The organism is Janthinobacterium sp. PLB04 (genome assembly GCF_021165895.1).
GTDB classification, from domain to species: Bacteria; Pseudomonadota; Gammaproteobacteria; order Burkholderiales; family Burkholderiaceae_D; genus Janthinobacterium; species Janthinobacterium lividum.
Map to the genome: position 1 here is coordinate 1,930,508 of NZ_CP088968.1, position 25,495 is coordinate 1,956,002.

Genomic DNA, 25,495 nt, shown 5'->3' on the forward strand with positions numbered 1-25,495 from the left:
ATAAGTGGCGCGCTGCTGCGTTACCCATCGCTAGCAGTGCTCGCACTGCGTCGCGCCGGGCGCCTTGCATCACATCCACGTCTGTTTGCTATAAATTCACAATAATTTTCTGGCGATTACTTAGTTCTTCATAGATTGCCGCCAACTTTTTCGGGAGATGCATCGATGCCTGGCCATATCCTGGTGCTGGACCCTGCGCCTGCCATGCAAGCGCTGCTGGCGCATAACTTCGCAGGCGCCGGCTACCGGGTCAGCTGCGCCCTGGATGCGCGCGGCGCGCTGGCGCTGCTGGCGGCCGACCCGCCCGACGTACTGCTGCTGGAATGGGAGCTGCCGGATGCGTCCGGCATCGCGCTGCTGCGCCAGGTGCGCCAGGATGGCGTGCTGTGCGACTTGCCCATCATCATGGTCAGCGCGCGCAACAGCGAACAGGACAAGGTGCTGGCGCTGGAAAGCGGCGCCGACGACTATCTGTGCAAGCCTTTCGGTCCCCGTGAAATGCTGGCCCGCGTGCACGCGCTGCTGCGCCGGCGCGCGCCATCGGCCTTGCGCGCAGGCACGGCAGCGCTGCGGCTCGACCCGCACACCCTGCGCGTGACGGCCGGTAACGTGCCCGTCAACCTGGGCCGCGTGGAATTCAAGCTGCTGCATTTCCTGATGAACCATCCGGGCAGGGTGCATAGCCGCGCGCAGTTGCTGGACCAGGTGTGGGGCCATGCAGCGTATCTCGACGAGCGCACGGTCGACGCCCACGTGGGGCGTTTGCGGCAGGCGCTGCAGCCGGGCGGCTGCGGCCACCGCATCGAAACCGTGCGCGGCAGCGGCTACCGCTATCTGGCGTTTGACGCCGCCGTGTGCGCATGATGCTGCTGCTGACGGGGCGGGAGCAGGAATACCTGCTGCACGCCATCCTCGGCGCGCATGGCATCGCCGCGCCCGGCGATTTCTTTCTGTGGAGCCAGGGGCCGCTGCAAACGCTGTTGCCGCACGACATATTAATGTGCGCGCAACTGGATGCCGATGGTGCCGTGCTGCGCAGCGAAGCCTGGCACAGCGCCGCGCCCGATCACGCGCTGCTGCGCGAGCGCCAGGGCCAGCTGGCGCACCTTGCGCTGGCCTGGCGCGCGGGCGGCCAGGGGGCTGCCGTCATCGACGGCGTGCTGGTGCACGGCAGCGTGGGCGACGCCGGCGGCAGCTTTTTTGCCCTGTTCGCCGTGATGCCGGCGGACGCTGCGCGCCAGGCGTATGTGCTGGAACTGCTGTTGCCCTACCTCCACGTGCACTGGCTGGCGCTGCCAGGCAGCCAGCGTGCGCGCATGACCGGCCCGGCTGCCACGCGCGCGGCCAGTGCGCGCGAACTGGAAGTGCTGCATTGGGTGCGCGAAGGGAAAAGCAATGACGAGGTGGGGGAAATTCTCGGTATCAGCGGCACTACCGTGAAAAGCCATTTGCAGCGTATCTACAAATTATTGGGCGTGAGCAATCGCATGCAAGCCGTGTCGCGCGGCATCGCGCTGCGCTTGCTCAGCCATTAGCGCTGGTCCTGCGGCCTGGCCTGCGGCTTGCCACTGCCGCCGCCATCTTGCGTGTGTTCGATGCTGCCGGGTGATACCCGTGCCACGTCCGGGCTCGCTTGCAGGCGCGCCACTTCGGCGCGTGTCAGCATGGCGGCAAAGCCATTGAAGGCCACCGTGTAGCGGTATTGCACTGGGGCATCGGGCACCAGCGCCAGCACGGCGCGCTGCTGCGCTTCCAGCTGGGCCGTGTAGCGCCGCGCCGCGTCGCTGTCCGTATCGAGCCTATGCACGCCGTCCGCTTGCGAGGCCAGCGGCGGGGCGCGCAATTGCACCAGATAGGATAGTCGCGCCGCAGCGGCCTGCGCCGCGACAGGCAGTGCATGGAGGCTGGCCATGCCGGCCAGGATGGCAATGCTGAGGCGAAATGCGGACATGCAAACTCCTTTGCGCATGGCGGACGAGTTGCCCGTGCGCCGATTGTACGCGTGTTACGCATAAAAAACGCGCCCCGCAGGGCGCGTCGTGTTACCGCCTGGAGCGATACCGTTACAGCTTGGCGTCCGCCTTCACGTTGCGCTGGCTGGGGACGGCCAGCGGCAACGGGCTGTTGGTCTCCACCGACAGCACGGTGGTGGACGCTGCCGCGTTGTTGCCATCAAGGAAGACTACGCCGCCCAGGTAGCGCTTGCCCGTTTCCAGCCCCGACCAGCTGACGCCGGCCGTGGCGCTGCCGCCCACATACACCTTGGTAGGCAGGGTGGCTTTCAGGTTGCCGCCCTTGTCGGCTGTCGTGACGACGGCCGACGACAGGCCGAAGCCGGTCGACGCGCCATTCGCCAGCTCATAGCCGACCACGCACACCTTGTAGCTGCCTGCCGCCGGGGTGGTCACGGTGATCGCCTCGTTCGAGCCGGCCGTGGCCGAGGTGGCAACGGTCGCGCCCGCGCTGTTGAGCAGCAGCAGGTCGAGGTCATTGCCCGCGCCTTCGCTGGTGTCGCGGTCGAAGATTTCGAAGCGCGCCACGACGGTGCTGGCGGGAATGCTGACATTGACGACCCGCACGCCGCTGCCGCCCGCCTTGCACGCGTCGGCCATCTGCACCAGCGTTTCCACGCTGCCCGGCGCGGCCTGGCTGATGGTTTGCGCGCTGCGCGCCACTTCCTTCAGGCCGCCCGTCGCCGCGCCGACCTTGCCGGCAAAGCCGGTGGACAGGGTCAGCGAACGCAGGCCGCTGACCTTGTCGGCCTGCAGCAATGCCGGCGACTGCACCGCGCGGCCCGAGCGGGCCGTGACGGGGCTGCGTACCGTATGCACGCCGTCGCTCCACACGAGGGCGCCATACTGCCAGGCGTTGTCCGGTGCCGTGGTGCGCGTCAGGGTGACGGTGAAGGACTTGGTTTCGCCGGGCGCCAGCGCCAGGGTGGCAGGCGCCACCGCAACGCTGTAGCCGCTGAGCGAGGCGCTGGCCGTGTAGGTGGCGCTGCTGCTGCCCACGTTGGTGACGCGGCGCGTTACCGTTTGCGTGCCCAGCACGTTGCCGATGGTGATGGACGGCATGTTCAGGTTGTAGCCGGCCAGGGTGCCGCCCGCGCACTCGGCCGTCATGCCGACGCCGCACATGTATTTCTTGTAGTCGGCCAGGTTGGCGTCATACACGAGGCCGGGATCGGTCGCCTTGTTCGGCGTCACGTGGCCGGCGCCCTGGCCCCATGGCAGGATGCCGCGCGCGTCGCCAGCCTGGATGTCGGGCAAGGTGGTGCTGCCGGTCGTCATCAGGGCCGACTTGATGGCGGCCGGGCTCCAGTCCGGATGCTGCTGGCGCAGCAGGGCGGCCAGGCCGGCCACGTGCGGGCTGGCCATCGAGGTGCCTTGCAGGAAGATGTAGGCTTGCGCAGGGACCAGGCTGCCATCCTGCACGGCGTCGCGCTGGGCGCGCGACAGGGCAGGCGTGCCGCCGGCCAGGATGTCCACGCCAGGCGCGGTGACGTCCGGCTTGAGCAGGTTGGCGTCGTACAGGTTCGGGCCGCGCGACGAGAAGTCGGCCACCACGGGCGCGGCAGGGCCGTTGCCGTTGGTGACGAAGCGCGAGATGGCGGCCGTGGCCGTGCCCGTTTGCGCCTGGGCATTGATCAGCGCGCCATCGGCGGCGCTCACGTGCACGGCCGGCAGCACGTGCGGGTCGGACACCAGGCCCACGCCCGTGTCGACCAGCACCATGCCGGCGCCGCCCGCTTCGAGCACGGCGACGCCCTTGTCGGTGCGCGCCGTGGTGCCGCGCAGGCAGCTGACGACCTTGCCGGCGACCTTGGCCGGATCCAGCAGGGCCACGCCGCCGTTGTCGCCGGCGCGGTAGCACAGGGCCAGTTTTTGCGCATCGGCGCCGGCCAGGCCCGCGTCTTGCGCGCGGATCAGGGTGGTGGCCGGCAGCGGATTGTAGTTGAGCGAGGCGCCCGTGTAGCTGGCGCCGTTGCTCAAGGTCACCTTGGCCTGGTTGGCGCGGTTGTGCGTCGAGGCGGCCACTGTGGTGATCCATGGGCTGACGTGGGCCACGGTATTGGCCGGTCCCGCATTGCCGGCCGAAGCGGCAACGAAGACGCCCGCATTCGAGGCGTGCAAAAAGGCTTGCTCGACGGGATCGTTGACGGTACCGCCGCCGCTGATCGAGTAATTGATGACATGTACGCCATCCTGCACGGCTTTTTCAATCGCCGCCACGCTGTCGCCGCCGTAGCAGCCGTTCTTCGCACCGGTCGGCTGGGTAGCCAGGTTGTACGACCAGCACACCTTGTAGACGGACAGGCGGGCGCGCGGCGCCACGCCGGAAATGGCGCCCAGCGGCGTGCCGTTGGCCGTGACGGGCACGCCCGCATTGCCGCCCGCGGTGGACGAGGTGTGCGTGCCGTGGCCGCCTTCGCCATTCGGGTCGCCGATGGAATCGCGCGGCGAGGTGAATTCGCTCCAGTGCTGGATCTTGTCCGTCTCGGTCAGGCGCACGGCATTGAAGTATTGCGCACCGAGCAGCTTGTTGTTGCAGTGGTCTTGCGTAAAGCCTTCGCCCGTCTGGCAGCTGCCTTTCCAGGCGGCCGGCGCGGCGCCGTAGGCCAGGGTGGCGTTCGGGTCGAAGGTCGGGGCGCCGTTGGCGTCGACCTTGTCGGCATACGACAGGTTTTCCGGCCACACGCCGCCATCGACGATGCCGATGATGATGTCTTCGCCCGCATGCTGCTTGCCGCCCAGCTGGCTCCACAGGCCGCCCGGCTGGTCCAGGCCCAGGAAGGTGGGTGTGTAGTTCGTCTGCAGGGCGCGCGGTTCGTCGGGGGCGATGCTGGCCACTTCGCCGCTCGCCTGCAGCTGGCGCACTTCGGCGTCGGTCAGCAGGGCGGAGAAGCCGTTGAGGACGATCTTGTACTGGTATTGCACGGGCGCGGCGGCGACAAGGGCTTGTACCCGGGCCTGTTTCTGTTCAAGGTAGTCGCCGTACAGTTGCACTTGTGTGCTGGCCAGGTCGAGGCGGCCGCCGGCGGCAGGCTGGGTGGCGCCCAGGCCTTCCACCGAGCCGGTGTAGGAAGCGATCGGTTTGTCGTTCAGTTGCACGATGTAGGGGCGGCGCAGGTCGTCGGCGTGGGCCTGGAAGCTGAGGCTGGCAAACAGGCTCAGCACGGCGAGCGAAATGGGACGCAAGGCGGGACGGAATGTCATGTAGGGTTTCCTGGTGACGGTAGCGGGAATCGAAAGGGGGAAATCAGGCTTGCTGGCGGCGGCGCGCCGCGAAACCGATGCCTGCCAGGCCCAGCAGCATCATCGCGTAGGTCGATGGCTCCGGTACCGAGGCGACGATATTGTCGAGCGCAAACTGGCCCTTGTTGGTGCTGAAGGCGTTGCAATTGCCGGCCGTGTTGCAAGTGAAGCCGAAGAAGGCCAGCGAGGCGAATTGCTGGCTGCCGAAGCTGGCGCTGGTGTTGTAGTGTTGGAACTGGAAGTTGCCGCCGATGGGGCCGCCCAGCTGGTATGTTTCATACAGGGAAGAGCCGTCCGCGTAGAAACCTTGCACGCGCAGCAGGCCGGCTACCGCCGGATAGGTGACGCCCTGGGCGTAGCCGATGAAGCTGGCGTCGAAACCCTGCAGGCTGACGCTGCCGCCCGGGTTCAGCGGGTCTAGGTAGATGATGCCGTCGTTGAGCGAGGCATAGTAATGGCTCGTATTGTTGGTCGGGCACGCCAGGCCGCAGGCGGCCGGATCCGTGCCGTCGAACACGGCGCCGACCAGGTCGCCATAACTGGCGCCGGCGGTATTCGAAGCACCCGTCAGCAGGAATTTGCCGAATTCCAGGAAGTCGCCATGGCCGACGAACTGGCTATCCAGATTGTCAAAGTTGATCACGTCCGCGATGGCGGCGGGGGCCCAGGCGGCGGACAGGGCCAGGATGGCGGCGCCGGTCCACTGCTTGGCCGAGAAAGGACTTGCTGCGGAAGCTGCCTTCGAATGCACAATACGAGTCATGAATTTTCCCTTGGTGATTATGTAGGATGCAATATGTTTTGCGTCTGGGATGCTCTTTCCTGCGTGGACGGATAAGACCAATACGTAGAAAATTGATTTTTACTATAGCAAAAGAGGCAATTTCATTGTTTGATATTCTTGCAAATTTAATTTGAAAGTTACAAATAATGAATGAATAAAATTCATCACCTACTATGAATTGGTAACCAGTAGTAGATAGTTTCCGCATTGAAAATAGTTGAGTGATTGACCAGCCAGTCAAGCGCGCGCGTCGCCGTGGCGGTTTCGCGCACACTGGATGGTTTCCGCCGGAATTTGTTGTTCACAGTGCAAAGAAAAGATTGTATGAACCATAACCGGCATGGTAGGCTGATAAGCATCAGGCAAGCGCGTGTCGCCTGTGCGTGGCCATCCGCCGCGCGCAGCGACGCAATGTATTGAAGGTAGGCAATAAGGAGTTACCGGATGCATGCAGTACACAGGCAGAACCTTGCGGCAACGCGCCATGCGCGCGGCTTTACCTTGCTCGAATTGCTGGTCGTCATCGTGATCATCGGCTTGCTGGCGGCGTATGTCGGCCCCAAGTATTTCGCCCAGCTGGGCAAATCCGAAGTGACGGTGGCCAAGGCACAGATCGAGGCGTTTGAAAAATCGCTCGACACCTACCGCCTCGACGTGGGGCGCTATCCCACCACGGAAGAAGGCCTGGCCGCGCTGCTGGCCGCGCCGCCCGCCGCCGGCACGCGCTGGAATGGCCCCTACCTGAAAAAGGCCGTGCCGCTCGACCCGTGGGGCCATGCCTATCAATACCGCGCGCCCGGCAGCAAGGGCGAGTACGACATCGTCTCGATGGGCAAGGATGGCCAGCCGGGCGGCAGCGGCGAGAACGCCGACATCAGCTCGCAATAACGCCAGCGCCATTCTTTTTCCTACGGACAAGCCATCATGCAGTTCGAAGTACGCGCGCTTTCCACGGACCAGGCCGTAGCAACCTTGCATACGTGCGTGATCGACGGCCGCGACGAAGCCGACGCACGCCGCCAGGCCGAAGCGCGCGGCCTGTTTGTCAGCGCCATCCGCCCGTTGCGTGCCACGCCGTTCAGCGCGGCCGGGCGCCAGCGGGCGCGCGCCTTGCCACTGCTGCTGTTCAGCCAGGAATTGCTGGCGCTGCTGCAAGCGGGCCTGGGCATCGTCGAAGCGCTGGAAGCCTTGCTGGAAAAGGAAGCGTCGCCGGCCACGCGCAGCGTGCTCACGCGCCTGCTGGAAGGCTTGCGCGAAGGCAAGCGCTTTTCCGCCGTGCTGGCAGAGCAAGCGGAACTGTTCCCCCCTTTGTATATCGGCATCGTCAAGGCGGCCGAGGGCACGAGCGACTTGCCGCGCGCGCTGTCGCGCTACATCGACTACCAGCAGCGCATCGATACGGTGCGTGGCAAGATCGTCAGCGCCGCCATCTATCCCACCATCCTGCTGGCCGTGGGCGGCGGCGTCAGCGCTTTCCTGATCAGCTATGTGGTGCCCCGCTTCGCCGAGGTCTACCAGGGCGCAGGGCGCAACCTGCCGTGGATGTCGCAAGTGATGCTCAGCTGGGGCCAGTTCGTCACGCAGCATGGAGTGCTGTTGCTGCTCGGGCTGGCGCTCGTCGGCAGCGCGGTGTTCATGGCCGTGCGGCGCGTGCTGCGCCATGGCGGCGTGGCGCGCCTGCTGGCGAAACTGCCCGGCATCGGCGAGCGCGTGCGCATCTATGAACTGTCGCGCCTGTACCTGACCCTGGGCATGCTGGCCGAGGGCGGTATCACCATCGTGCAGGCGATTTCCACCGTGCAAGCGATGGTCTCGCCGGGCATGCAGGCATCCTTGCAGGGCGCGCGCGGCGCCATCGAGGCGGGCCAGCCCCTGTCGTCCGCCTTCGAGCAGCATCAATTGACGACGCCGATTTCCCTGCGCATGCTGCGCGTGGGCGAGCGCACGGGCGACATGGGGCCCATGCTGACGCAGTCGGCCGCCTTCTACGACGGTGAAATCAGCCGCTGGATCGACCGCTTTACGCGTACTTTCGAACCCTTGCTGATGGCTGGCATCGGCCTGGTCGTGGGCGCCATCGTGATCCTGCTGTACATGCCCATCTTTGACCTTGCCGGCGATATTTCATGATGCAGACCGCTGCCGAATCCACCCTGGCCAGCGTCGCCATCGACGCCACCCTGCTGCAGCGCGCCCGCGTCCTGAGCCGCCAGTCGAAGCGCAGCCTGGTCGAGGAATTGCAGGAACTGAGCGGCATCGAGGCGCGCGCCGTGGTGCGCGAACTGGCGCGCCCGTTCGGCCTGGACGTGCTGGAAACGGCCGACATGCTGGCGTTTTCTCCCGCCTTCGATGTGCTGCCCCTGTCGCAGGCGCTGGCGCGCCACAGCGTGCTGCTGCGCGCCGCCGACGGCCAACTGGTGGGCGTGATTGCCGACCCGTTCGATCTCGACCTGCAAACCTGGCTGAGTGCGCGCGCCGGGCAGGGCACCTTGCACGTGCGCCTGGCGCTGCAGGCCGACATCGGCGCCTATCTGTCCAAGCAGGAAGAATCGGCGCGCGCCGTCGACAGCCTGCTGCCCGGCGCCGCCACGGACGCGCGGCGCGACGGCAAGACGGCGGCCGTGCTGTCGTTCGCCAGCGTGTCGGAAGCGGCCAGTCCCGCCGTCAAGCTGGTCAACTCGACCTTATATGACGCGCTGAAGGCGGGCGCTTCCGACATCCACCTGGAAAGCACGGCCGGCGGCCTGGCCGTCAAGTACCGCGTCGACGGCGTGCTCGATCACGCCACGTCCGTCAACGGCATCGAAGTGGCCGAGCACATCATCTCGCGCCTGAAAGTGCTGGCAGAACTCGATATCGCCGAGCGCCGCGTGCCGCAGGACGGCAGCTTCCGCGTCGAATCGGGCGGACGCGAAATCGATCTGCGCGTCTCCATCATGCCCAGCATCCATGGCGAGGATGCGGTCATCCGTATCCTCGACAAGCGCGCCATGATCGAGGCGTATGGCGCCCTGACCCTGGAAGCGCTGGGCTTTGACGCGCCATCGCTGGAAGCCTTGCGCGCGCTGGCGCAGGAAGCCTACGGCATGCTGCTCGTGACGGGACCGACCGGCTCCGGCAAGACGACGACCCTGTATGCGGCGCTGACGGAAATCCACAACGGGCGCGAAAAGATCATCACCATCGAAGACCCCGTCGAATACCAGCTGCCCGGCATTCTGCAGATACCCGTCAATGAAAAGAAGGGGCTGACGTTTGCCAAGGGCTTGCGCTCCATCCTGCGCCACGACCCCGACAAGATCATGGTGGGCGAGATCCGCGACCGCGAAACGGCGGAAATCGCCGTGCAGTCGGCCCTTACGGGCCACCTGGTGCTCACCACCGTGCATGCGAATAATGTCTTCGACGTGTTCGGCCGGTTTACCCACATGGGCATCGATCCGTATGCGTTCGTCTCGGCCCTGAACGGCATCTGGGCGCAACGGCTGATCCGCACCAACTGCCCCCATTGCGCCACCGACTACACGCCCGACGATGGTGAGCTGGCCAGCGTGGGCCTGGCGCGCGCCGACGTGGCGCAGTATCAATTCAAGCAGGGCAAGGGCTGCGGCGACTGTCGCGGCACGGGCTACAAGGGGCGCCGCTCGATTGCCGAAATCCTCGTGCTGACCGATGAAATCCGCGAACTGATCGTCGACAAGAAACCGATCCGGCAGATCAAGGCGGCCGCGTATGCGAACGGCACGCGCAACCTGCGCCTGGCGGCGCTGGAACTGGTCAAGCGGGGCGCCACCACCATCACGGAAATCAAGAGGGTCACCCTGCATGCGTAGAGGTTTTGGACAAGGTTTGCGCCTGGGCGTGGCGGCGGGCAAGGTGAGCCTGTGGCGCAGCAGCCGCTGGCGCGCCCCTGCATGGATATTGCTGGGTGAAGCCGCGTATGTGCCGGACGACACGCTGCATGGCGACTTTGCCGCCCTGGGCCAGGCGTTGGAACAGATTCTGCCAGCCAGCCAATACGCCGGCTGGCCCCTGTCCGTGGTGCTTGACGATGGGCTGGCGCGCCTGTGGCAAGTGGACATGCCGCAAGGCGCCGCGCGCCTGGCCGATATCGAGGCTGCCGCCGCGCTGCGCTTCCAGTCGCTGTATGGCGATGCGCCCGGCCTGTGGCACAGCAGCAGCGCCTGGGATGCGCGCGCGCCGTTCTTTTGCGCCGTGCCCCGTGCGCTGCTGGCGCAGCTGACGCGCGTGGCCGACGCACGCAAGCTGGCCCTGATTTTTATCGCACCGCAATTCGCGCGCCACTGGAACCGCTGGCACGGCGCGTTGAAGCCGGGCGCCTGGTTTGGCCAGCTGCAGGAGAACGTCCTGACCCTGGGCGTGCGGCACGATGGCCGCCTGCGCGCCGTGCGCGCGCTGCCCGTGCCCCCGGACGCCGGCCATGCCTGGCTGGCGCAGACCTTGGCGCGCGAGGCGCTGCTGCAAGGCGTGCCCGCACCGGCGCTGCTGCAGCTGTGCGGCGCGCCGCCGCCCGCATGGCTGCCTCAGACGAAAGAGTTCCACTGTCAGATTTTTTCCACGCCGGATGGGGACGGCGCCTTGTCGCCGGCCGCCCGGCTGGCCTGCAGCGGGGGCGTGGCATGACGCGCCTCGATATCGATTTCGCGCCGCCCAGCTGGCGCCGCAGCCTGCACCGCGTGCCCGCGTGGGCGTGGTGCATCGGCGCCGTGGGTGCGGCGCTGATCGCCTCGGCGGCGTACAGCGGCAGCGCCGCGCTGCAGCGGCAGCAGGCAAGCGAGGCACATTGGCGGCTGGCGCAGCAGCGCGTCATGGCCGCCACGCAGGGACCTGTGGCTGCACCGCAAACACCCATCGCGCCGGCGCAGGCGGCGGCCGTGAATGCGGCCATCCTGCAACTGAATCTGCCGTGGCGCGACGTGCAGGATGCGCTGGCCAGCGCCACGCCACCCGCCATCGCGCTGCTGGCGCTGGAACCGGATGCGCGCAAGCGCGTGCTGAAGATCACGGCCGAGACGACCAGTAGCGACGCCATGGTCGCGTATGTGGCGCAACTGAAGCAGCAGGAGCTGTTCGGCACCCGCGTGCAGCTGCTGCGCCATGAAATCAACGCGCTCGATCCGAACAAACCCTTGCGCTTCCAGCTCGAAGCGCGCTGGGGCACGCCATGATGGCCATCGACATCAATAGCGTGCGCCTGCGCGCGCAACTGCTGCTGCGCCGCCTGGGCGCGCCTGCCTGCCTGGCCGTGGCCCTGCTCGCGCTGGGCTTGACCGCCTGGGCGTGGGCCTGGCAGCAGCGCGCCGTGGCGGCGCAGCTGGAAGCGCGGCCCTTGCCGCAGCCATCGCTGGCCGCAGTCATCGCGGCGCCGCCGGCGACATCCAGCGAGAACCTGGCGCGCTTTTATGCCGCCCTGGGACAGCAGCGCCACGCGGAGCAGCAAGTCAAGCAGCTGTTCGACCTGGCCGCGAAAAACGGCTTGCTGCTGGCGCAGGGCGAATACAAGAGCGGCTACGACAAGGCCAGCAGGGTTGCCAGCTATCAGGTGACCTTGCCGCTGAAGGGCAGTTATGCGGCTGTGTGGCAGTTCGCGCTGCAAGCGCTGCGCGCCGTCCCCTTCGCCTCGCTCGACGAACTGAGTTTTCGCCGCGAGCAGATCGCCGATACGGAACTCGAAGCGCGCTTGCGCCTCACCTTTTATCTGACCGATACGCCTAGCGATGCGGGAGAGGCGCCATGACCCCGCGCCATTGGCTCATGCTGGCCGGCGTGCTGGGCGCGGGCGCCTTGCTGCTGTTCGGCGAGCGCCAGCCCGTGGCCGATGTGGCCGAAGCGGTGGAGCGGGCCGTCGCGCCCGCGCGCCATGCGGCCGCCAAGCCGTCAGCCGCGCAGCCGGCCATCCTGGCCCTGCTGCCGCGCAGCGAAGTGGCGGGCGAGGATGGCGATACCTTTGCCGGCGCCGGCGCTGTCTTCCAGAGCCAGAACTGGAATCCGCCGCCGCCGAAAATGGTAGCCGTCGCGCCACCGCCGCCGCCACCGCCGATGGCGCCGCCGCTGCCCTTCGTCTACCTGGGCAAGGCGGCCGCCGATGGCGCCTGGGAAGTGTTTTTGTCGCGCGCCGACAAGACGTATATCGTGCGCGCCAACACCGTCATCGATGGCGCCTACAAGGTCGTGACGATTGCGCCGCCCGTCATGACGCTCACTTATCTGCCGTTGAACCAGGTTCAGCAGCTCAACATTGGAGTTTCCGAGTGATGTCTCGTTCCTTTTCATCGGCGCTGCTGCTCTTGCTGCTGTCCGGCTGCGCAGGGCAGCAAGCCTACCGCGACGGGCGCGAGCTGATTGCGCAAGATCAAATCCTGGCCGGCCTGCAAAAACTGCAGGAGGCGCTGCAGCAGGACCCCGGCAATGCGCAATACCGCAGCGCCTATCTGCAGGCGCGCGAACGGGCGACTGGCAGCCGCTTGCAGCAGGCCGAGCGCCAGGCGCAGGCGGGGCAGGGCGAGCTGGCGCGCGCCTCGTTCATGAGCGTGCTGGAAATCGATGCGCAGAACGAACGGGCCAACAGCGGCTTGCGCGCGCTCGAGCGCGAGCAGCGCCAGGGCAAGCTGCTGGCCGAAGCGCAGAAAGATATCGAGGCCAAGCGCTACGACCCGGCGCGCCAGCGCCTGAACGCGATTCTGACCGAGCAGCCGAATCACGCCGGCGCGCGCGCGCTGCTGCGCGAGGTCGATGACAAAACGGCGCCGCCCGTCGTCGAATCGGGCCTGGCCAAATCGTACAGGCAGCCGATCACCATCGAGTTTCGCGAAGCGCCATTAAAACAGGTGTTCGAGCTGATCGCGCGCCGTTCCGGCCTCAATTTCGTCTTCGACAAGGACGTCAAGGCGGATGCGAAAACCTCGATCTTCCTGAAAAACAGCACGGTGGAATCGGCCGTCTACTTCCTGCTGGTGACGAACCAGCTGGAACAGCAGGTGATGGATGCAAACACGATCTTGATCTACCCGAACGTGGCGGCAAAATTGAAGGAGTACCAGGAAGTGCTGGTGAAAACCTTCTTCCTGGCGAATGCGGACGCCAAGCAGGTGGCCAACACCCTCAAGACCATCTTGAAGACGCGCGACGTGGTGGCCGATGAAAAACTCAACCTCGTCATCGTGCGCGACACGCCGGAGGCGATCCGCCTGGCCGAGCGCCTGATCGCGCTGCAGGACGTGCCGGAGGCCGAGGTCGTGCTGGAACTGGAAATCCTCGAAGTCAAGCGCAGCCGCCTGATGGAACTGGGCGTGGCCTGGCCCACCAGCCTGACCCTGACGCCGCTCTCCACCTCGGGCGGCGCGGGCCTGACCATCAATGACTTGAATAACCTGAACCAGCGCACCATCGGCGTGAGCGACCTGTCCGTGACGGCGAACGCCAAGAAGACGGATGGCGACGCGAACATCCTGGCCAATCCGCGCATCCGCGTGCGCAACCGGGAAAAGGCGAAGTTCGTCATCGGCGACAGGGTGCCCGTGGTGACCACCACCATTTCGCCGGGCACGGGCGGCTTCGCTTCCGAGTCCATCAGTTACCTGGACGTGGGCCTGACGGTGAATGCCGAGCCGACCATTTATTTGAACAATGAAGTGGGCATCCGCATCTCGCTCGAAGTGAGCAACCTGGGCGCGGCCACCACCACCCGCAGCGGCTCGACCCTGTACCAGATCGGCACGCGCCAGGCGTCGACCATGCTGCAACTGAAGGATGGCGAAAACCAGGTGCTGGCGGGCCTGATCAACAATGAAGAGCGCAGTTCGGGCAACAAGGTGCCTGGCCTGGGCGACATACCCGTGCTGGGGCGCCTGTTCGGCAGCAGCAAGGACGACAGCCAGAAGACGGAAATCGTGCTGTCGATCACGCCGCACCTCGTGCGCACGGTGCAGCGTCCGGAAGCGAAGGAATCGGAATTCTCGGCCGGCACGGAAGGCAGCTTCCGCCGCCGGCCCGACATGGCGGCCAAGGCGCCCACGCAGATGCCGGGCACGGTGATCGTGCGTTCCGGCCCGTCGGCCGTCGGCATGCAGTCGGCGCCGGCGCAGCCGCTGATGGTGCCCGGCCAGGTGCCACCGGCCTTGCCGCAGAGCGTTCCGGCGCCGGAAGTGGCGCCGTCGCCCGAGCCGGCCGCCTCGCCCTTGCCGATATCGTCGGGCCAGCCCGTGCCGCTGCAGGCGGCGCCCTTGCCGCTGTCATCGAGCCAGCCGGTGCCGGTGGTGCCGCCGCCGCCCGTCAAATGAGACTGGCGCATGCGCAGGGTGGGCAGGGCGGCTTCACCCTGATCGAGCTGCTGGTGACCCTGGCCATCCTGGGCGTGCTGGCCACCCTGGTGATCCCCGTCACGCAGGTAACGGTGCAGCGGCGCCAGGAGCAGGAATTGCGGCGCGCGCTGCGCGAGATCCGCCAGGGGCTCGATGCCTATAAACGGGCCGGCGACGAGGGCCGTATCCTGCGCGCGCCAGACGCCAGCGGCTATCCGAAAAGCCTGGAACTGCTGGTCGAGGGCGTGCCTGACCAGCGCAACCCGAAGCGCAGCAAGCTGTTTTTCCTGCGCCGCGTGCCGCGCGACCCGTTCAACGCGGACGCTGGCCTGAGCGATGCGCAAACGTGGGGCAAGCGCAGCTACGCCAGCGAAGCGGCCGAACCACGCGAGGGCGACGATGTCTACGATGTGTATTGTACGTCCGGCAAAACGGGCTTGAACAACGTGCCTTACCGTCTATGGTGAACCATGGCTGCTGAAAATATCCCACACCGCAGGCGCGGCTTTACCCTGATCGAGTTGCTGGTGGTGCTCGGCATCGTGGCGCTGCTGCTGACCTTGGCCGTGCCCCGCTACTTTCCCAGCCTGGACAAGGCGAAGGAAACCGTGTTGGCGGACAACTTGCGCAACCTGCGCGCGACCATCGACCAGTTCCACGGCGATACGGGGCGCTATCCCGATACGCTGGAGCAGCTGGTGGAAAAGAAATATTTGCGGGCCATGCCCATCGATCCCATCACCGATAGCGACAGCAGCTGGCTCATCGTGCCGCCTCCCGACGACACGCCGGGCCAGGTGTATGACGTGAAAAGCGGCGCGCCCGGCAAGGACCGCAGCGGCACGCCGTTTGCCGACTGGTAGCGGCCATGCACCGTCCTGCGCGCCGTCAGCGTGGTTTTACCTACCTGGGCCTGATCATCCTGGTGGCTATCCTGGGCCTCGTGGGGGCGGCCGGACTGAAGATGGGTTCCTTGCTGCAGCGCCAGGCGACCGAGCAGGAGTTGCTCGACATCGGCGCGCAGTTTTCAGATGCCCTCTACAGCTATGCGGCCGCTACGCCGGCCGGCCAGCCGCAGCAACCTCCGACCTTGGCGGCCTTGCTGCGCGACCCCCGCTTTCCGCAAGTGCGCCGCCATTTGCGCAAGCTGTATGTGGACCCCATCACGGGACGCGCCGAGTGGGGCTTGCTGTACCAGCCCGGCAGCCAGGGCATCATCGGCGTACACAGCCTGTCGCAGGCGGCGCCTTTAAAGGTTGGCAATTTCGAGGCCCGGTTTGCGGGCTTCGAAGGCAGGGCGCATTTCTCGGAGTGGCACTTCATGGTCGATGCACGGCTGTCATCCGTGCCGCCTGCGGGACCGGCAACTGTTCCGGCGGGTGATGAGGTCGGCATCATGCCCGCCTTGCCGCCACCACCGTTGTTTTCCCGCCCTGTTACTCCATCGCAAGAACAGGCGCCACCTGAGCCAGTTGAGCCGCCTGAACCGCAAAGTCCCGTTGAAAACCTTGCCGAATAGGCGTTTTCACCGTTAAACATGGGAAAAATTAGATGTATGCCCCGGTAACTATTTTTCCATAGAAATTCATAGATAGTGGCAAATAGTTCATTTCGAAAATAGTTATGCCAAATGAAACTTCGATAAAATATTTATAAGTAATTTGATGTGATTATGCTACCATCCTGTCTAGTACTTCCGGTACTAAAACTATTGGTGGCCTGCGCATTGCAGCCATAAATTACTTTTTAAGGGATAAACTATGAAATTGAAATTTATCGCTGCAGGCATTCTGGCAGCAGCATCGTTCAGCGCATCGGCAGCAACGTACGACCTGGGCATCCTGGATCCAACCGGTTCCGATACCCTGTCGGCCATTACCACCAAGTTTGCCGCTAACTCGGCAGTTGACGACTTCTGGACCTTCAAGCTGGTCACCCCATCGTCGACGTCGTTTGGCGCACTGCAAACGTTCTCCGTGGTTGAAGGCGCGATCAAGGATTTCTCGGCCACTTTGCTGGGTTACGGCAACCTGACCAACACCAGCGCCGCTGGTATCCAGAGCCTGAGCTGGGATGGCCAGCTGGCCGCCGGTTCGTACACGGTGCATGTGACGGGCCTGACGGGTCTGAAAAATGCCGCTTACCTGGGTTCCGTGTCGGCCCTGCCAGTACCAGAGCCAGAAACCTATGGCATGCTGCTGGGCGGCCTGGTACTGGTTGGCGCCGTGGCCCGCCGCCGCGCCAAGAAAGCTGCCTAAGCTTTCGCTGCAATGAAAAAAAACCCGCTTCGGCGGGTTTTTTTTCGTCTTTCGTCAGTATGGCGAGACGCCGCAACAACGTCCTGCACAATCCGGACAAGCTGCGCAGGACCAGGCGCCAAGTCGAAGACAGTACGCCAGTACGGCGAGACGTCGGCAACAGCGTCCTGCACAGCTTGTCACGCGTGGCGCTTGAAGTCGCGGAAGCGGAAGCCAACCAGGAACAAAGTGGCAAAGTACGCCACGCCGCACACGGCCACCACCAGGGCCAGCGCGCCGGCCCGCAGCAGCGGATGGGCTTGCATGGCGATCCAGTCGATGCGCATGGCGCCAACATATGCCACGCCGCCCATCACGATGAGTGCCGGCAGCAGGCGCAGGAAAAACTTGGCCCAGCCCGGCTTCGGCTGGTAGATGCCGCGCTTGCGCAAGCCCCAGTACAGGAAACTGGCGTTCAGGCAGGCGCCCAGGCCGATCGACAGGGCCAGGCCAGCCACGGCAATGTAGGGCACGAACAGCAGATTCATCAGTTGCGTGGCGATCAGCACGCCGATGGCGATTTTCACGGGCGTGCGGATGTCCTGGCGCGCATAGAAGGCGGGCGCCAGGGTTTTCACGAGGATGATGCCGATCAGGCCCAGGCTGTAGGCCACCAGCGGCTGCGTCGACATGGTCACGGATTCGGCCGTGAACTTGCCGTAGTGGAAGAGGGTGGCGATCAGCGGCGTGGCCAGGGTCGCCATGCCGACGGCGGCGGGCAGGGCCAGCAGGAAAGTCAGGCGCAAGCCCCAGTCCAGCAGGGCCGAGTATTCCGTCTTGTCGCCATCCACATTCGCCTTCGACAGGCTGGGCAGCAAGATGGTGCCCAGGGCCACGCCCAGCATGGCGGTGGGAAACTCCATCAGGCGGTCCGCATAGGACAGCCAGGAAATGCTGCCCTCGGCCAGGCGCGAGGCGATGCTCGTGTTGATCATCAGGCTGATCTGCGCTGCCGAGACGGCAAACACGGCCGGCCCCATCTTTTTCAGCACGCGGCGCACGCCGCCGTCGGACAGGCCGATGGCGGGGTTGATCGACAGGCGCGGCAGCATGCCGATCTTGATCAGCGCAGGGATCTGGATGGCCACCTGCAGCAGGCCGCCGGCGAACACGGCAATGGCCATGGCATAGATCGGCTGCTCCAGATGGGGTGCGAGGAACAGCGAGGCGGCGATGAACGACAGGTTCAGCAGCACCGGCGTGAACGCGGGAATCTTGAATTCGCGCCAGGTGTTCAAGATGCCGCCGGCCAGGGCCACGAAGGACATGCAAGTAATATAAGGGAACATCAAGCGCGTCATCCACACGGCCGCGTCAAAAGCGCCCGGGTCCTTGGACAGGCCCGTGGCGATGGCGTAGACGAACCACGGCGCGCCGACGATGCCGATGGCGGACACGAGCAAGGTGGCCCAGACGAGGGTGGTGGCCACATGGTCGGCCAGTTGCTTGCTGGCTTCCTGGCCATGCTGGTTCTTGTATTCAGACAAGATCGGCACGAAGGCTTGCGAGAAGGCTCCCTCGGCAAACAGGCGGCGCAACAGGTTGGGGATGCGGAAGGCAACAATGAAGGCGTCCGTGTAGGCGCCGGCGCCAAAGGCGCGCGCGAACAGGCTTTCGCGCAATAATCCGGTTACACGGGACAGCATGGTCATGCTGGAAATGGCGGCGAGGGTTTTAAGCAAGTTCATGGGGCCAGATTATAGCCGGGCGCGGTACTGGCAAACGGTTAAAATATGGTAACAAGCGGGTAACAAGCGCCGCCGATTCGCCCTTGCCAGGCCCATTTTCAGGTGTTTTTACCGCGATACCCGGTTTTTTGATTTGCCCCCGCTTGAAAATATCGCTATAATCGAAGGCTGTACAGAATTCTGTTACGCAGACACTAATGTTTGACAGGCACTGGTTTGGCACACATGGTTCGGCAGACGCACAGAACGCACCGGTTGGCAAACACTAATGTTTGCAAACGCACTTTGACCCTGTTTTAGGAAATTCCATGGCAAATACCGCACAAGCGCGCAAACGCGCTCGTCAAGCAGTTAAGCAAAACGCACACAATTCGTCCCAACGTTCGACCTTGCGCACGGCTATCAAAGCTGCTCGCAAAGCGATCCAGGGCGGCGACAAGGCAGCTGCTGCTGCAATCTTCCAAGCATCCGTGTCGACCATCGACCGTATCGCTGACAAGAAGATCATCCACAAAAACAAGGCAGCTCGCCATAAGAGCCGTCTGGCAGCTGCTTTGAAAGCACTGTCCGCTTAATATTCGCCAGCAGGCAAGCCACCATGGTGGCCTTGTCTGTGCCGGTACGCTGGCACTGGTTGAAAAGCAAAAACCCGCAGATTCATTCTGGCGGGTTTTTTCGCGTTTTTTCAGGATTTTTTGCGGCCGCGTCCGCCAGCGGCAGGCCGCGGCCGCGCCGGCCTAGCGCGCCGCCGGCAAGTTGCCGATGTTCATGCCCGGCTTGATATTCTTTTGCTTGAACCAGCCCAGGTTCATTTCCAGCGCATAGCGCACGGGCACGGTCCTGGTGGAGCAATGGCTGTCGAGCGTGTGCGGCTGCATGTCTTCGATATTGACGATCTTGCCGCCGGCATCGATAAAGGCCACGGACAGGGGCAGCGGCGTGTTCTTCATCCACATGCATTGCGTCGATGGGTTGCCAAAGACGAACAGCATGCCCGCATTGGCCGGCATCTTTTCACGGTACATCAAACCCTGTTCGCGCTGCTCTTCCGTGGCGGCCACTTCTGCCTGGATCAAATGCATGCCAGCCGACAGTTGCAAGCTCTTTGTCTGCGCTTGAGCAATGCTGGCGCACGCCAGCAGGGCGATCGACAGGCTGAGACGGCGTAGGGAATTTTTCATGGGGCGGGACGGTGGCTGCGAAGCGGCGATTAAGCCATGCTGGTGGCTGCCTGGTCAAGCGTGCTGCCTGGCCGCGCCGAAAGCGTGGGGTTACAGCAACATGCTGCCGTAACCCCGGGAACCGCGTTTATTTCACGGGCTTGCCTTCAGCGGCCGGCTGCTTGGTCTTGCGCGCCTGGGGAATCAGGCGCGGCGCATCCGTTGCGGCCGAGGCCTTGGTCGATGCACCTGAGCGCGCCGCATCCGTCGCGGCCGAAGCGTTGACGGTGGCCGATGCCGGCGGCACCGGCTTGGTGGCGTCGGTGGCGGCCGAGGCATGGCTGGCAGCCGATGCGGGCGGCGGCTTGACGGCATCGGTCGCGGCGGAAGCATGCACCTGGGCGCCCGATTGCGCCAGTGCGGCGCCGGCAAGCAGGGAAGCGGCCAGGGCCAGTATTACTTTTGTCATCATCTTTCCTTTTCGGTCATGTTGAGGTCAGATGATTTTAATGCATTATCTAAAAATAAATAGTGCTTATTGGCAAAATTCGGTACGGAAGGCGTTTTTTCTTGTCCGGCTCACGTTTTCCCAATGTTCTCGGCCGGCACCTCGCACCATTCTCCGGGCAGCAAGGGATGGCTGGCCAGCGAGAACGGGCCGATGGCGCTGCGCACCAAGCGCAGGGTGGGCAGGCCGACGGCGGCCGTCATGCGCCGCACTTGCCGGTTCTTTCCTTCTTTCAAGGTGATTGCCAGCCATGAGGTCGGCTTGTCGGCGCGTGCGCGGATGGGCGGATTGCGCGGCCACAGCCAGTCCGGCTCGGCGATGCGCACGGCCTTGCATGGCTTGGTGATGAAGTCGCCCAGGTCCAGCGGCGCCTGCAGGCGCGCCAGGCTGGCCGCATCGGGCACGCCATCGACCTGCACCAGGTAGGTTTTCGCTTCCTTGCGGTCCGGGTGGCTGATTTCGTGCTGCAGGCGGCCGTCGTCCGTCAGCAGCAGCAAGCCTTCGCTGTCGGCGTCGAGCCGGCCGGCCGGGTAGATGCCGGGGATGCTCAGATGGTCGGCCAGGGTGGCGCGGCCATCCTGTGGCGAGAATTGGCACAGGACCTGGAATGGTTTATTGAAGAGGATGAGTGGCATGCTGGTAGAGGAATTGATGTAAGCGATGGTGGCTGCTGGTTGGCGCCGCAAAAGCGTGGCGCCCTGTAGGATACTGGTGCATAATATGGATGTTAGTCTTATGTCTTATAGAAGACATGGACGGTATGGCATTGAGATTCTTTGGCGCCGCAGATGGCCCGGGTGTTCTTTCCCTGCTAAAGTGCGTTGTTGCCGCCATGTTCGCACTTGTTTTTGTAAACTCTGCAACCGCAGAGCGCGTCGCCGGCCTGCGTTGCCCGCCAGCGGTGTGTCCCACTTCGGAGATCACGATGTATCAACATATCACTGTACCTGCTGACGGCCAAAAAATCACCGTCAACGCCGATTTTTCGCTGAATGTACCAGATAATCCCATCGTTCCCTTCATTGAAGGCGATGGCACGGGCATCGATATCAGCCCGGTCATGATCAAGGTGATCGATGCCGCCGTGGCCAAGGCCTACGGCGGCGCGCGCAAGATCAGCTGGATGGAAATCTATGCGGGCGAAAAATCGACGAATGTGTACGGCCCCGACGTGTGGCTGCCGGAAGAAACCTTGCAAGTGCTGAAAGATTACGTGGTCTCCATCAAGGGCCCGCTGACCACGCCCGTCGGCGGCGGCATCCGCTCGCTGAACGTGGCCCTGCGCCAGCAGCTCGATCTGTACGTCTGCCTGCGCCCCGTGCGCTACTTTACGGGCGTGCCATCGCCCGTGAAAGAGCCGGAAAAGACGGACATGGTGATTTTCCGCGAAAACTCGGAAGATATCTACGCCGGCATCGAATACCAGCAAGGCTCCCCCGAGGCCAAGAAATTGATGGATTTCCTCGTCAATGAAATGGGCGTGACGAAAATCCGCTTCCCGGCCACGTCGGGCCTGGGCATCAAGCCCGTGTCCATCGAAGGCACGCAGCGCCTGGTGCGCAAGGCCATTCAGTATGCGATCGACAATGACAAGCCATCCGTGACGATTGTGCATAAAGGCAACATCATGAAGTACACGGAAGGCGGCTTCCGCGACTGGGCGTATGCGCTGGCGCAAAAGGAATTTGGCGCCGAGCTGATCGATGGCGGCCCATGGTGCAAGTTCAAGAATCCGAAGACGGGCCGCGACATCATCGTCAAGGACTCCATCGCTGACGCGTTCCTGCAACAGATCTTGCTGCGTCCGGCCGAATACAGCGTCATCGCCACCCTGAATTTGAACGGCGATTACATTTCCGACGCGCTGGCGGCGCAAGTGGGCGGCATCGGCATCGCGCCGGGCGCCAACCTGTCCGACTCCGTCGCCATGTTCGAAGCGACGCACGGCACGGCGCCCAAGTATGCGGGCAAGGATTACGTGAACCCCGGTTCGTTGATTTTGTCGGCGGAAATGATGCTGCGCCACATGGGCTGGCTGGAAGCGGCCGACCTGGTGATTTCTTCGATGCAAAAATCGATCGCCTCGAAACGCGTCACCTATGACTTTGCCCGCCTGATGGAAGGCGCCACGCAAGTGTCGTGCTCCGGCTTCGGCGAAGTGATGATCGAGCACATGTAACTGGAGGGGCAGGGTGCCGCGCACCCTGCGGACGAAAAAAAACCCCGTCAGGAGACGGGGTTTTTCACATCTGAGGGCCGGCGATGCTTAGGCTGCTTGGATGTTGGAAGCTTGCTTGCCTTTAGGGCCTTGCGTGACTTCGAATTGAACTTTTTGACCTTCTTTGAGGGTCTTGAAACCGTTCATGTTGATTGCGGAGAAATGAGCAAACAAATCTTCGCCGCCATCATCTGGAGTGATGAAGCCAAAACCTTTGGAATCATTGAACCACTTAACTGTACCTGTTGCCATAAAAAGAACTTTCAAAATTAAAACAAATCACACGAGCCATAAAAGCAAGAAGCTTCTTGCCCCCTCCTCGACGTCTCACTTCTTATCAAGCTGTACATTACTGCAACAGTCGATACAGCATTGTTGGCGGAATAAATAATGAAGTCAAGCGCTTTTCCATCGATATTGCCAAATTCTTCACGACAACCAAAAAAGCAACTCTTGATTTTGACGGCAAGGTCGCCATCTGCGCAGTATTAAGAAAACGCGTAAGATTGAAAACAATTGGAAAGGCGTAGATATTGCGCATGACAACCACTGTGAAAGCATTAGAATAAGCGTATGGCAACCAAGCACGACACAGAAACCCTGCTGGAGCGGCAAGTGCTGAAGCCGCCACCGCTCTACCAGGTAGCCTTGCTCAATGACGACTACACCCCGATGGAATTTGTGGTGGCCATCATTCAGGAGTATTTCAACAAGGACCGTGAAACGGCGACGCAAATCATGCTCAGTGTTCATCGCTACGGCAAAGGAGTGTGCGGCGTGTTCTCTAAAGATATAGCGTGTACCAAAGTGGAGTTCGTTTTAACGCATGCGCGCAAGGCGGGGCATCCCCTGCAGTGCGTGATGGAGGAAGTATGATTGCGCAGGAATTAGAAGTAAGTTTGCACATGGCGTTTGTCGAAGCTCGGCAGGCACGGCACGAATTCATCACGGTTGAGCATTTACTGCTGGCACTGCTGGACAATCCCTCCGCTGCCGAGGTGTTGCGTGCCTGCGCGGTCAATATAGAAGACCTGCGCAAGACCCTCACCAATTTCATCGGCGATAACACGCCGACCGTGCCTGGCACGGGCGAAGTCGACACCCAGCCGACGCTTGGTTTCCAGCGCGTGATCCAGCGCGCCATCATGCATGTCCAGTCCGCCTCGAATGGCAAGAAGGAAGTCACGGGCGCCAATGTGCTGGTGGCCATCTTCGGCGAAAAGGATTCGCATGCGGTCTACTACCTGCACCAGCAGGGCGTGACGCGCCTGGACGTGGTCAATTTCATTTCGCACGGCGTGCGCAAGGACCAGTCGACGGAAAGCGCGAAAGCCTCCGAAGGGGTGGAAGAAGCGCCTGTCGATGGCCAGCCGAAGGAAAGCCCGCTCGACCAGTTCACGCAAAACCTGAACAAGGCCGCTGCCGAAGGCAAGATCGACCCGCTGATCGGGCGCGAGGAAGAAGTCGACCGCGTGATCCAGATCCTGTGCCGCCGCCGCAAGAACAATCCGCTGCTGGTCGGCGAGGCGGGCGTGGGCAAGACGGCCATCGCCGAAGGCCTCGCTTACCGCATCACGCAAAGCGATGTGCCGGAAATCCTGCAGAATGCCGTCGTGTATTCGCTGGACATGGGTGCCTTGCTGGCCGGTACCAAATACCGCGGTGACTTCGAACAGCGCCTGAAAGCCGTGCTCAAGCAATTGAAGGACAATCCGAACGGCATACTGTTCATCGACGAAATCCACACCATCATCGGTGCGGGCTCGGCGTCGGGCGGCACGCTGGACGCGTCCAACCTGTTGAAACCGGCACTCGCCAACGGTCAATTGAAGTGCATCGGCGCGACCACGTACACGGAATTCCGCGGCGTGTTCGAGAAAGACCATGCGCTCTCCCGCCGTTTCCAGAAAGTGGACGTCAACGAGCCTACCGTCGAGCAAACCGTGCAGATCCTGCGCGGCTTGAAATCGCGCTTCGAAGAGCACCATGGCGTGAAATACTCGGCCTCGGCCCTGTCGACGGCGGCCGAACTGGCGGCGCGCTTCATCAACGACCGCCATCTGCCCGACAAGGCGATCGACGTCATCGATGAAGCGGGCGCGGCACAGCGCATCCTGCCGAAGTCGAAACAGAAGAAAACCATCGGCAAGGCCGAGATCGAGGACATCATCGCCAAGATCGCGCGCATTCCGCCGCAAACGGTCAACCAGGACGACCGCAGCAAGCTGCAGACGATCGACCGCGACTTGCGCAATGTCGTGTTCGGGCAAGATCCCGCCATCGACGCGCTGGCGTCGGCCATCAAGATGGCTCGTGCCGGCCTGGGCAAGACAGACAAGCCGATCGGTTCCTTCCTGTTCTCCGGTCCGACGGGCGTGGGCAAGACCGAGGTGGCGAAACAGCTGGCCTTCATCCTCGGTATCGAGCTGATCCGTTTCGACATGTCGGAATACATGGAACGCCACGCCGTCAGCCGTTTGATCGGCGCGCCACCGGGCTACGTTGGTTTCGACCAGGGCGGCTTGCTGACGGAAGCGATCACCAAGAAGCCGCATGCGGTCTTGCTGCTCGATGAAATTGAAAAAGCCCATCCGGACATTTTCAATATCCTGCTGCAAGTGATGGATCACGGTACCTTGACGGACAACAATGGCCGCAAAGCCGATTTCCGCAACGTGATCATCATCATGACGACGAATGCGGGCGCGGAAAGCTTGCAAAAGACGTCGATCGGCTTCACGAATTCGAAGCAGGCTGGCGACGAGATGGCCGACATCAAGCGCATGTTTACGCCGGAGTTCCGCAACCGTATCGACGCGACCATCAGCTTCCGCGCGCTGGACCAGGAAATCATCCTGCGCGTGGTCGACAAGTTCCTGATGCAACTGGAAGAGCAGCTGCACGAGAAAAAGGTCGAAGCCGTGTTTACCGAGAAGCTGCGTGCCTTCCTCGGCAAGAAAGGATTCGATCCGCTGATGGGCGCGCGCCCGATGGCGCGTTTGATCCAGGACATGATCCGCAAGGCCCTGGCCGACGAACTGTTGTTCGGCCGCCTGGTGACGGGCGGACGGGTCACGGTCGACCTCGACGACAAGGACCAGGTCTTGCTGGAATTCCCGGAACCGCCAGATGCGGCGCCGACGGCTGCGCCGGAAACGGTGGAAGTGGAATAAGCTTCCTGCTGTCAATAAAAACCCGCCCACGCAAGTGGCGCGGGTTTTTTTACGTTTTTGTGGGCAATAAAGAAGGTTTTAAGAAGGTTTT

The 25,495-nt window shown here is 63.3% G+C and carries 26 protein-coding genes; 18 read left to right on the forward strand and 8 right to left on the reverse strand.

What is annotated here, in order from left to right; all coding sequences use genetic code 11:
• Nucleotides 1-165: 165 nt before the first annotated feature.
• A complete protein-coding gene (locus tag LSO07_RS08380) occupies nt 166-864 on the forward strand; it encodes a winged helix-turn-helix domain-containing protein (RefSeq protein ID WP_151093283.1) in 699 nt (232 codons plus the stop codon).
• Nucleotides 861-1,535 carry a LuxR C-terminal-related transcriptional regulator gene (locus tag LSO07_RS08385; protein ID WP_225317219.1) on the forward strand — a complete coding sequence of 225 codons (675 nt, stop codon included), beginning with the start codon at nt 861-863 and terminating at the stop codon, nt 1,533-1,535. Before LSO07_RS08380 ends, LSO07_RS08385 begins: the two co-directional genes overlap by 4 nt.
• On the opposite strand, the gene LSO07_RS08390 is transcribed toward LSO07_RS08385, so the two are convergent.
• The 3 genes from LSO07_RS08390 to LSO07_RS08400 form a co-directional block, all read right to left on the reverse strand.
• Nucleotides 1,532-1,951 (reverse strand): protease inhibitor I9 family protein, encoded by a 420-nt coding sequence (locus LSO07_RS08390; RefSeq protein WP_034782162.1) that lies wholly within the window; start codon nt 1,949-1,951, stop codon nt 1,532-1,534. The genes LSO07_RS08385 and LSO07_RS08390 overlap by 4 nt on opposite strands.
• A gap of 112 nt (nt 1,952-2,063) precedes the next feature.
• Complete coding sequence (locus LSO07_RS08395) at nt 2,064-5,216, reverse strand: S8 family peptidase (RefSeq protein ID WP_151093286.1); 3,153 nt, start codon at nt 5,214-5,216, stop codon at nt 2,064-2,066.
• A gap of 43 nt (nt 5,217-5,259) precedes the next feature.
• A complete protein-coding gene (locus LSO07_RS08400) occupies nt 5,260-6,018 on the reverse strand; it encodes an NF038120 family PEP-CTERM protein (RefSeq protein ID WP_151093288.1) in 759 nt (252 codons plus the stop codon).
• Nucleotides 6,019-6,483: 465 nt separating this feature from the next.
• Here LSO07_RS08400 and gspG point away from each other — a divergent pair, with 465 nt between their 5' ends.
• The 12 genes from gspG (at nt 6,484) to LSO07_RS08460 (ending at nt 16,618) form a co-directional block, all read left to right on the forward strand.
• Nucleotides 6,484-6,927: a type II secretion system major pseudopilin GspG gene (gene gspG, locus LSO07_RS08405; RefSeq protein WP_099389351.1), complete on the forward strand. Its 444-nt coding sequence runs from the start codon at nt 6,484-6,486 to the stop codon at nt 6,925-6,927.
• A 36-nt stretch (nt 6,928-6,963) separates the two neighbouring features.
• Entirely contained in the window at nt 6,964-8,169 is a 1,206-nt protein-coding gene (locus LSO07_RS08410) for a type II secretion system F family protein (protein WP_070282765.1), read from the forward strand.
• Nucleotides 8,166-9,872, forward strand: coding sequence for a GspE/PulE family protein (locus LSO07_RS08415; RefSeq protein ID WP_191909605.1), 1,707 nt, complete (start codon nt 8,166-8,168; stop codon nt 9,870-9,872). The genes LSO07_RS08410 and LSO07_RS08415 overlap by 4 nt, the downstream gene beginning before the upstream one ends.
• Nucleotides 9,865-10,683 carry a hypothetical protein gene (locus tag LSO07_RS08420; RefSeq protein ID WP_151093290.1) on the forward strand — a complete coding sequence of 273 codons (819 nt, stop codon included), beginning with the start codon at nt 9,865-9,867 and terminating at the stop codon, nt 10,681-10,683. Before LSO07_RS08415 ends, LSO07_RS08420 begins: the two co-directional genes overlap by 8 nt.
• Complete coding sequence (locus LSO07_RS08425) at nt 10,680-11,228, forward strand: hypothetical protein (protein ID WP_151093292.1); 549 nt, start codon at nt 10,680-10,682, stop codon at nt 11,226-11,228. Before LSO07_RS08420 ends, LSO07_RS08425 begins: the two co-directional genes overlap by 4 nt.
• Nucleotides 11,225-11,797, forward strand: coding sequence for a hypothetical protein (locus LSO07_RS08430; RefSeq protein ID WP_151093294.1), 573 nt, complete (start codon nt 11,225-11,227; stop codon nt 11,795-11,797). Before LSO07_RS08425 ends, LSO07_RS08430 begins: the two co-directional genes overlap by 4 nt.
• The gene (locus LSO07_RS08435) at nt 11,794-12,315 is read left to right on the forward strand and encodes a hypothetical protein (RefSeq protein WP_151093296.1); all 522 of its coding nucleotides are present in this window, start codon (nt 11,794-11,796) and stop codon (nt 12,313-12,315) included. The genes LSO07_RS08430 and LSO07_RS08435 overlap by 4 nt, the downstream gene beginning before the upstream one ends.
• Nucleotides 12,315-14,339, forward strand: a complete 2,025-nt coding sequence (locus LSO07_RS08440) for a secretin N-terminal domain-containing protein (RefSeq protein WP_151094118.1) — start codon at nt 12,315-12,317, stop codon at nt 14,337-14,339. The genes LSO07_RS08435 and LSO07_RS08440 overlap by 1 nt, the downstream gene beginning before the upstream one ends.
• The gene (locus LSO07_RS08445) at nt 14,336-14,827 is read left to right on the forward strand and encodes a type II secretion system protein (RefSeq protein WP_034782178.1); all 492 of its coding nucleotides are present in this window, start codon (nt 14,336-14,338) and stop codon (nt 14,825-14,827) included. Before LSO07_RS08440 ends, LSO07_RS08445 begins: the two co-directional genes overlap by 4 nt.
• Before the next feature lie 3 nt (nt 14,828-14,830).
• Complete coding sequence (locus LSO07_RS08450; protein ID WP_034782179.1) at nt 14,831-15,223, forward strand: type II secretion system protein; 393 nt, start codon at nt 14,831-14,833, stop codon at nt 15,221-15,223.
• Between the two features lie 5 nt (nt 15,224-15,228).
• Nucleotides 15,229-15,879 (forward strand): type II secretion system protein, encoded by a 651-nt coding sequence (locus LSO07_RS08455; protein ID WP_151093298.1) that lies wholly within the window; start codon nt 15,229-15,231, stop codon nt 15,877-15,879.
• 241 nt (nt 15,880-16,120) lie between these two features.
• Nucleotides 16,121-16,618, forward strand: coding sequence for an FxDxF family PEP-CTERM protein (locus LSO07_RS08460; RefSeq protein ID WP_151093300.1), 498 nt, complete (start codon nt 16,121-16,123; stop codon nt 16,616-16,618).
• A gap of 179 nt (nt 16,619-16,797) precedes the next feature.
• Here the strand turns inward: LSO07_RS08460 and murJ are convergent, their stop codons facing one another.
• Nucleotides 16,798-18,345 carry a murein biosynthesis integral membrane protein MurJ gene (gene murJ / locus LSO07_RS08465; protein ID WP_034782184.1) on the reverse strand — a complete coding sequence of 516 codons (1,548 nt, stop codon included), beginning with the start codon at nt 18,343-18,345 and terminating at the stop codon, nt 16,798-16,800.
• A gap of 308 nt (nt 18,346-18,653) precedes the next feature.
• On the opposite strand from murJ, the gene rpsT reads away from it, so the two are divergent.
• Complete coding sequence (rpsT, locus tag LSO07_RS08470) at nt 18,654-18,920, forward strand: 30S ribosomal protein S20 (RefSeq protein WP_010395935.1); 267 nt, start codon at nt 18,654-18,656, stop codon at nt 18,918-18,920.
• 162 nt (nt 18,921-19,082) lie between these two features.
• Here the strand turns inward: rpsT and LSO07_RS08475 are convergent, their stop codons facing one another.
• The 3 genes from LSO07_RS08475 to LSO07_RS08485 all read right to left on the reverse strand — a co-directional run bounded on the left by LSO07_RS08475 (nt 19,083) and on the right by LSO07_RS08485 (nt 20,648).
• On the reverse strand, nt 19,083-19,526 hold the full coding sequence (locus LSO07_RS08475; RefSeq protein ID WP_151093302.1) for a DUF192 domain-containing protein: 444 nt from the start codon (nt 19,524-19,526) through the stop codon (nt 19,083-19,085).
• 127 nt (nt 19,527-19,653) lie between these two features.
• A complete protein-coding gene (locus LSO07_RS08480) occupies nt 19,654-19,974 on the reverse strand; it encodes a hypothetical protein (RefSeq protein ID WP_180277064.1) in 321 nt (106 codons plus the stop codon).
• Nucleotides 19,975-20,084: 110 nt separating this feature from the next.
• Nucleotides 20,085-20,648, reverse strand: a complete 564-nt coding sequence (locus LSO07_RS08485) for a pseudouridine synthase (protein WP_034782188.1) — start codon at nt 20,646-20,648, stop codon at nt 20,085-20,087.
• Between the two features lie 290 nt (nt 20,649-20,938).
• On the opposite strand from LSO07_RS08485, the gene icd reads away from it, so the two are divergent.
• The gene (gene icd, locus LSO07_RS08490) at nt 20,939-22,192 is read left to right on the forward strand and encodes an NADP-dependent isocitrate dehydrogenase (RefSeq protein ID WP_070253571.1); all 1,254 of its coding nucleotides are present in this window, start codon (nt 20,939-20,941) and stop codon (nt 22,190-22,192) included.
• An 87-nt stretch (nt 22,193-22,279) separates the two neighbouring features.
• Here icd and cspE read toward each other — a convergent pair whose 3' ends face one another.
• A complete protein-coding gene (gene cspE, locus LSO07_RS08495) occupies nt 22,280-22,483 on the reverse strand; it encodes a transcription antiterminator/RNA stability regulator CspE (RefSeq protein WP_010395943.1) in 204 nt (67 codons plus the stop codon).
• Between the two features lie 321 nt (nt 22,484-22,804).
• Between cspE and clpS the strand changes: the two genes are divergently transcribed.
• Nucleotides 22,805-23,107, forward strand: coding sequence for an ATP-dependent Clp protease adapter ClpS (gene clpS / locus LSO07_RS08500; protein WP_034751577.1), 303 nt, complete (start codon nt 22,805-22,807; stop codon nt 23,105-23,107).
• Nucleotides 23,104-25,404: an ATP-dependent Clp protease ATP-binding subunit ClpA gene (clpA, locus tag LSO07_RS08505; RefSeq protein WP_034751575.1), complete on the forward strand. Its 2,301-nt coding sequence runs from the start codon at nt 23,104-23,106 to the stop codon at nt 25,402-25,404. The genes clpS and clpA overlap by 4 nt, the downstream gene beginning before the upstream one ends.
• Nucleotides 25,405-25,495 lie beyond the last annotated feature (91 nt).

What these genes read in the sequence shown, in the direction of transcription:
- LSO07_RS08380 (WP_151093283.1), top strand. Translation starts at nt 166, where the DNA reads ATGCCTGGCCATATCCTGGTGCTGGACCCTGCGCCTGCCATGCAAGCG.
- LSO07_RS08385 (WP_225317219.1), top strand. Translation starts at nt 861, where the DNA reads ATGATGCTGCTGCTGACGGGGCGGGAGCAGGAATACCTGCTGCACGCC.
- LSO07_RS08390 (WP_034782162.1), bottom strand. Translation starts at nt 1,951, where the DNA reads ATGTCCGCATTTCGCCTCAGCATTGCCATCCTGGCCGGCATGGCCAGC.
- LSO07_RS08395 (WP_151093286.1), bottom strand. Translation starts at nt 5,216, where the DNA reads ATGACATTCCGTCCCGCCTTGCGTCCCATTTCGCTCGCCGTGCTGAGC.
- LSO07_RS08400 (WP_151093288.1), bottom strand. Translation starts at nt 6,018, where the DNA reads ATGACTCGTATTGTGCATTCGAAGGCAGCTTCCGCAGCAAGTCCTTTC.
- gspG (WP_099389351.1), top strand. Translation starts at nt 6,484, where the DNA reads ATGCATGCAGTACACAGGCAGAACCTTGCGGCAACGCGCCATGCGCGC.
- LSO07_RS08410 (WP_070282765.1), top strand. Translation starts at nt 6,964, where the DNA reads ATGCAGTTCGAAGTACGCGCGCTTTCCACGGACCAGGCCGTAGCAACC.
- LSO07_RS08415 (WP_191909605.1), top strand. Translation starts at nt 8,166, where the DNA reads ATGATGCAGACCGCTGCCGAATCCACCCTGGCCAGCGTCGCCATCGAC.
- LSO07_RS08420 (WP_151093290.1), top strand. Translation starts at nt 9,865, where the DNA reads ATGCGTAGAGGTTTTGGACAAGGTTTGCGCCTGGGCGTGGCGGCGGGC.
- LSO07_RS08425 (WP_151093292.1), top strand. Translation starts at nt 10,680, where the DNA reads ATGACGCGCCTCGATATCGATTTCGCGCCGCCCAGCTGGCGCCGCAGC.
- LSO07_RS08430 (WP_151093294.1), top strand. Translation starts at nt 11,225, where the DNA reads ATGATGGCCATCGACATCAATAGCGTGCGCCTGCGCGCGCAACTGCTG.
- LSO07_RS08435 (WP_151093296.1), top strand. Translation starts at nt 11,794, where the DNA reads ATGACCCCGCGCCATTGGCTCATGCTGGCCGGCGTGCTGGGCGCGGGC.
- LSO07_RS08440 (WP_151094118.1), top strand. Translation starts at nt 12,315, where the DNA reads ATGTCTCGTTCCTTTTCATCGGCGCTGCTGCTCTTGCTGCTGTCCGGC.
- LSO07_RS08445 (WP_034782178.1), top strand. Translation starts at nt 14,336, where the DNA reads ATGAGACTGGCGCATGCGCAGGGTGGGCAGGGCGGCTTCACCCTGATC.
- LSO07_RS08450 (WP_034782179.1), top strand. Translation starts at nt 14,831, where the DNA reads ATGGCTGCTGAAAATATCCCACACCGCAGGCGCGGCTTTACCCTGATC.
- LSO07_RS08455 (WP_151093298.1), top strand. Translation starts at nt 15,229, where the DNA reads ATGCACCGTCCTGCGCGCCGTCAGCGTGGTTTTACCTACCTGGGCCTG.
- LSO07_RS08460 (WP_151093300.1), top strand. Translation starts at nt 16,121, where the DNA reads ATGAAATTGAAATTTATCGCTGCAGGCATTCTGGCAGCAGCATCGTTC.
- murJ (WP_034782184.1), bottom strand. Translation starts at nt 18,345, where the DNA reads ATGAACTTGCTTAAAACCCTCGCCGCCATTTCCAGCATGACCATGCTG.
- rpsT (WP_010395935.1), top strand. Translation starts at nt 18,654, where the DNA reads ATGGCAAATACCGCACAAGCGCGCAAACGCGCTCGTCAAGCAGTTAAG.
- LSO07_RS08475 (WP_151093302.1), bottom strand. Translation starts at nt 19,526, where the DNA reads ATGAAAAATTCCCTACGCCGTCTCAGCCTGTCGATCGCCCTGCTGGCG.
- LSO07_RS08480 (WP_180277064.1), bottom strand. Translation starts at nt 19,974, where the DNA reads ATGACAAAAGTAATACTGGCCCTGGCCGCTTCCCTGCTTGCCGGCGCC.
- LSO07_RS08485 (WP_034782188.1), bottom strand. Translation starts at nt 20,648, where the DNA reads ATGCCACTCATCCTCTTCAATAAACCATTCCAGGTCCTGTGCCAATTC.
- icd (WP_070253571.1), top strand. Translation starts at nt 20,939, where the DNA reads ATGTATCAACATATCACTGTACCTGCTGACGGCCAAAAAATCACCGTC.
- cspE (WP_010395943.1), bottom strand. Translation starts at nt 22,483, where the DNA reads ATGGCAACAGGTACAGTTAAGTGGTTCAATGATTCCAAAGGTTTTGGC.
- clpS (WP_034751577.1), top strand. Translation starts at nt 22,805, where the DNA reads ATGGCAACCAAGCACGACACAGAAACCCTGCTGGAGCGGCAAGTGCTG.
- clpA (WP_034751575.1), top strand. Translation starts at nt 23,104, where the DNA reads ATGATTGCGCAGGAATTAGAAGTAAGTTTGCACATGGCGTTTGTCGAA.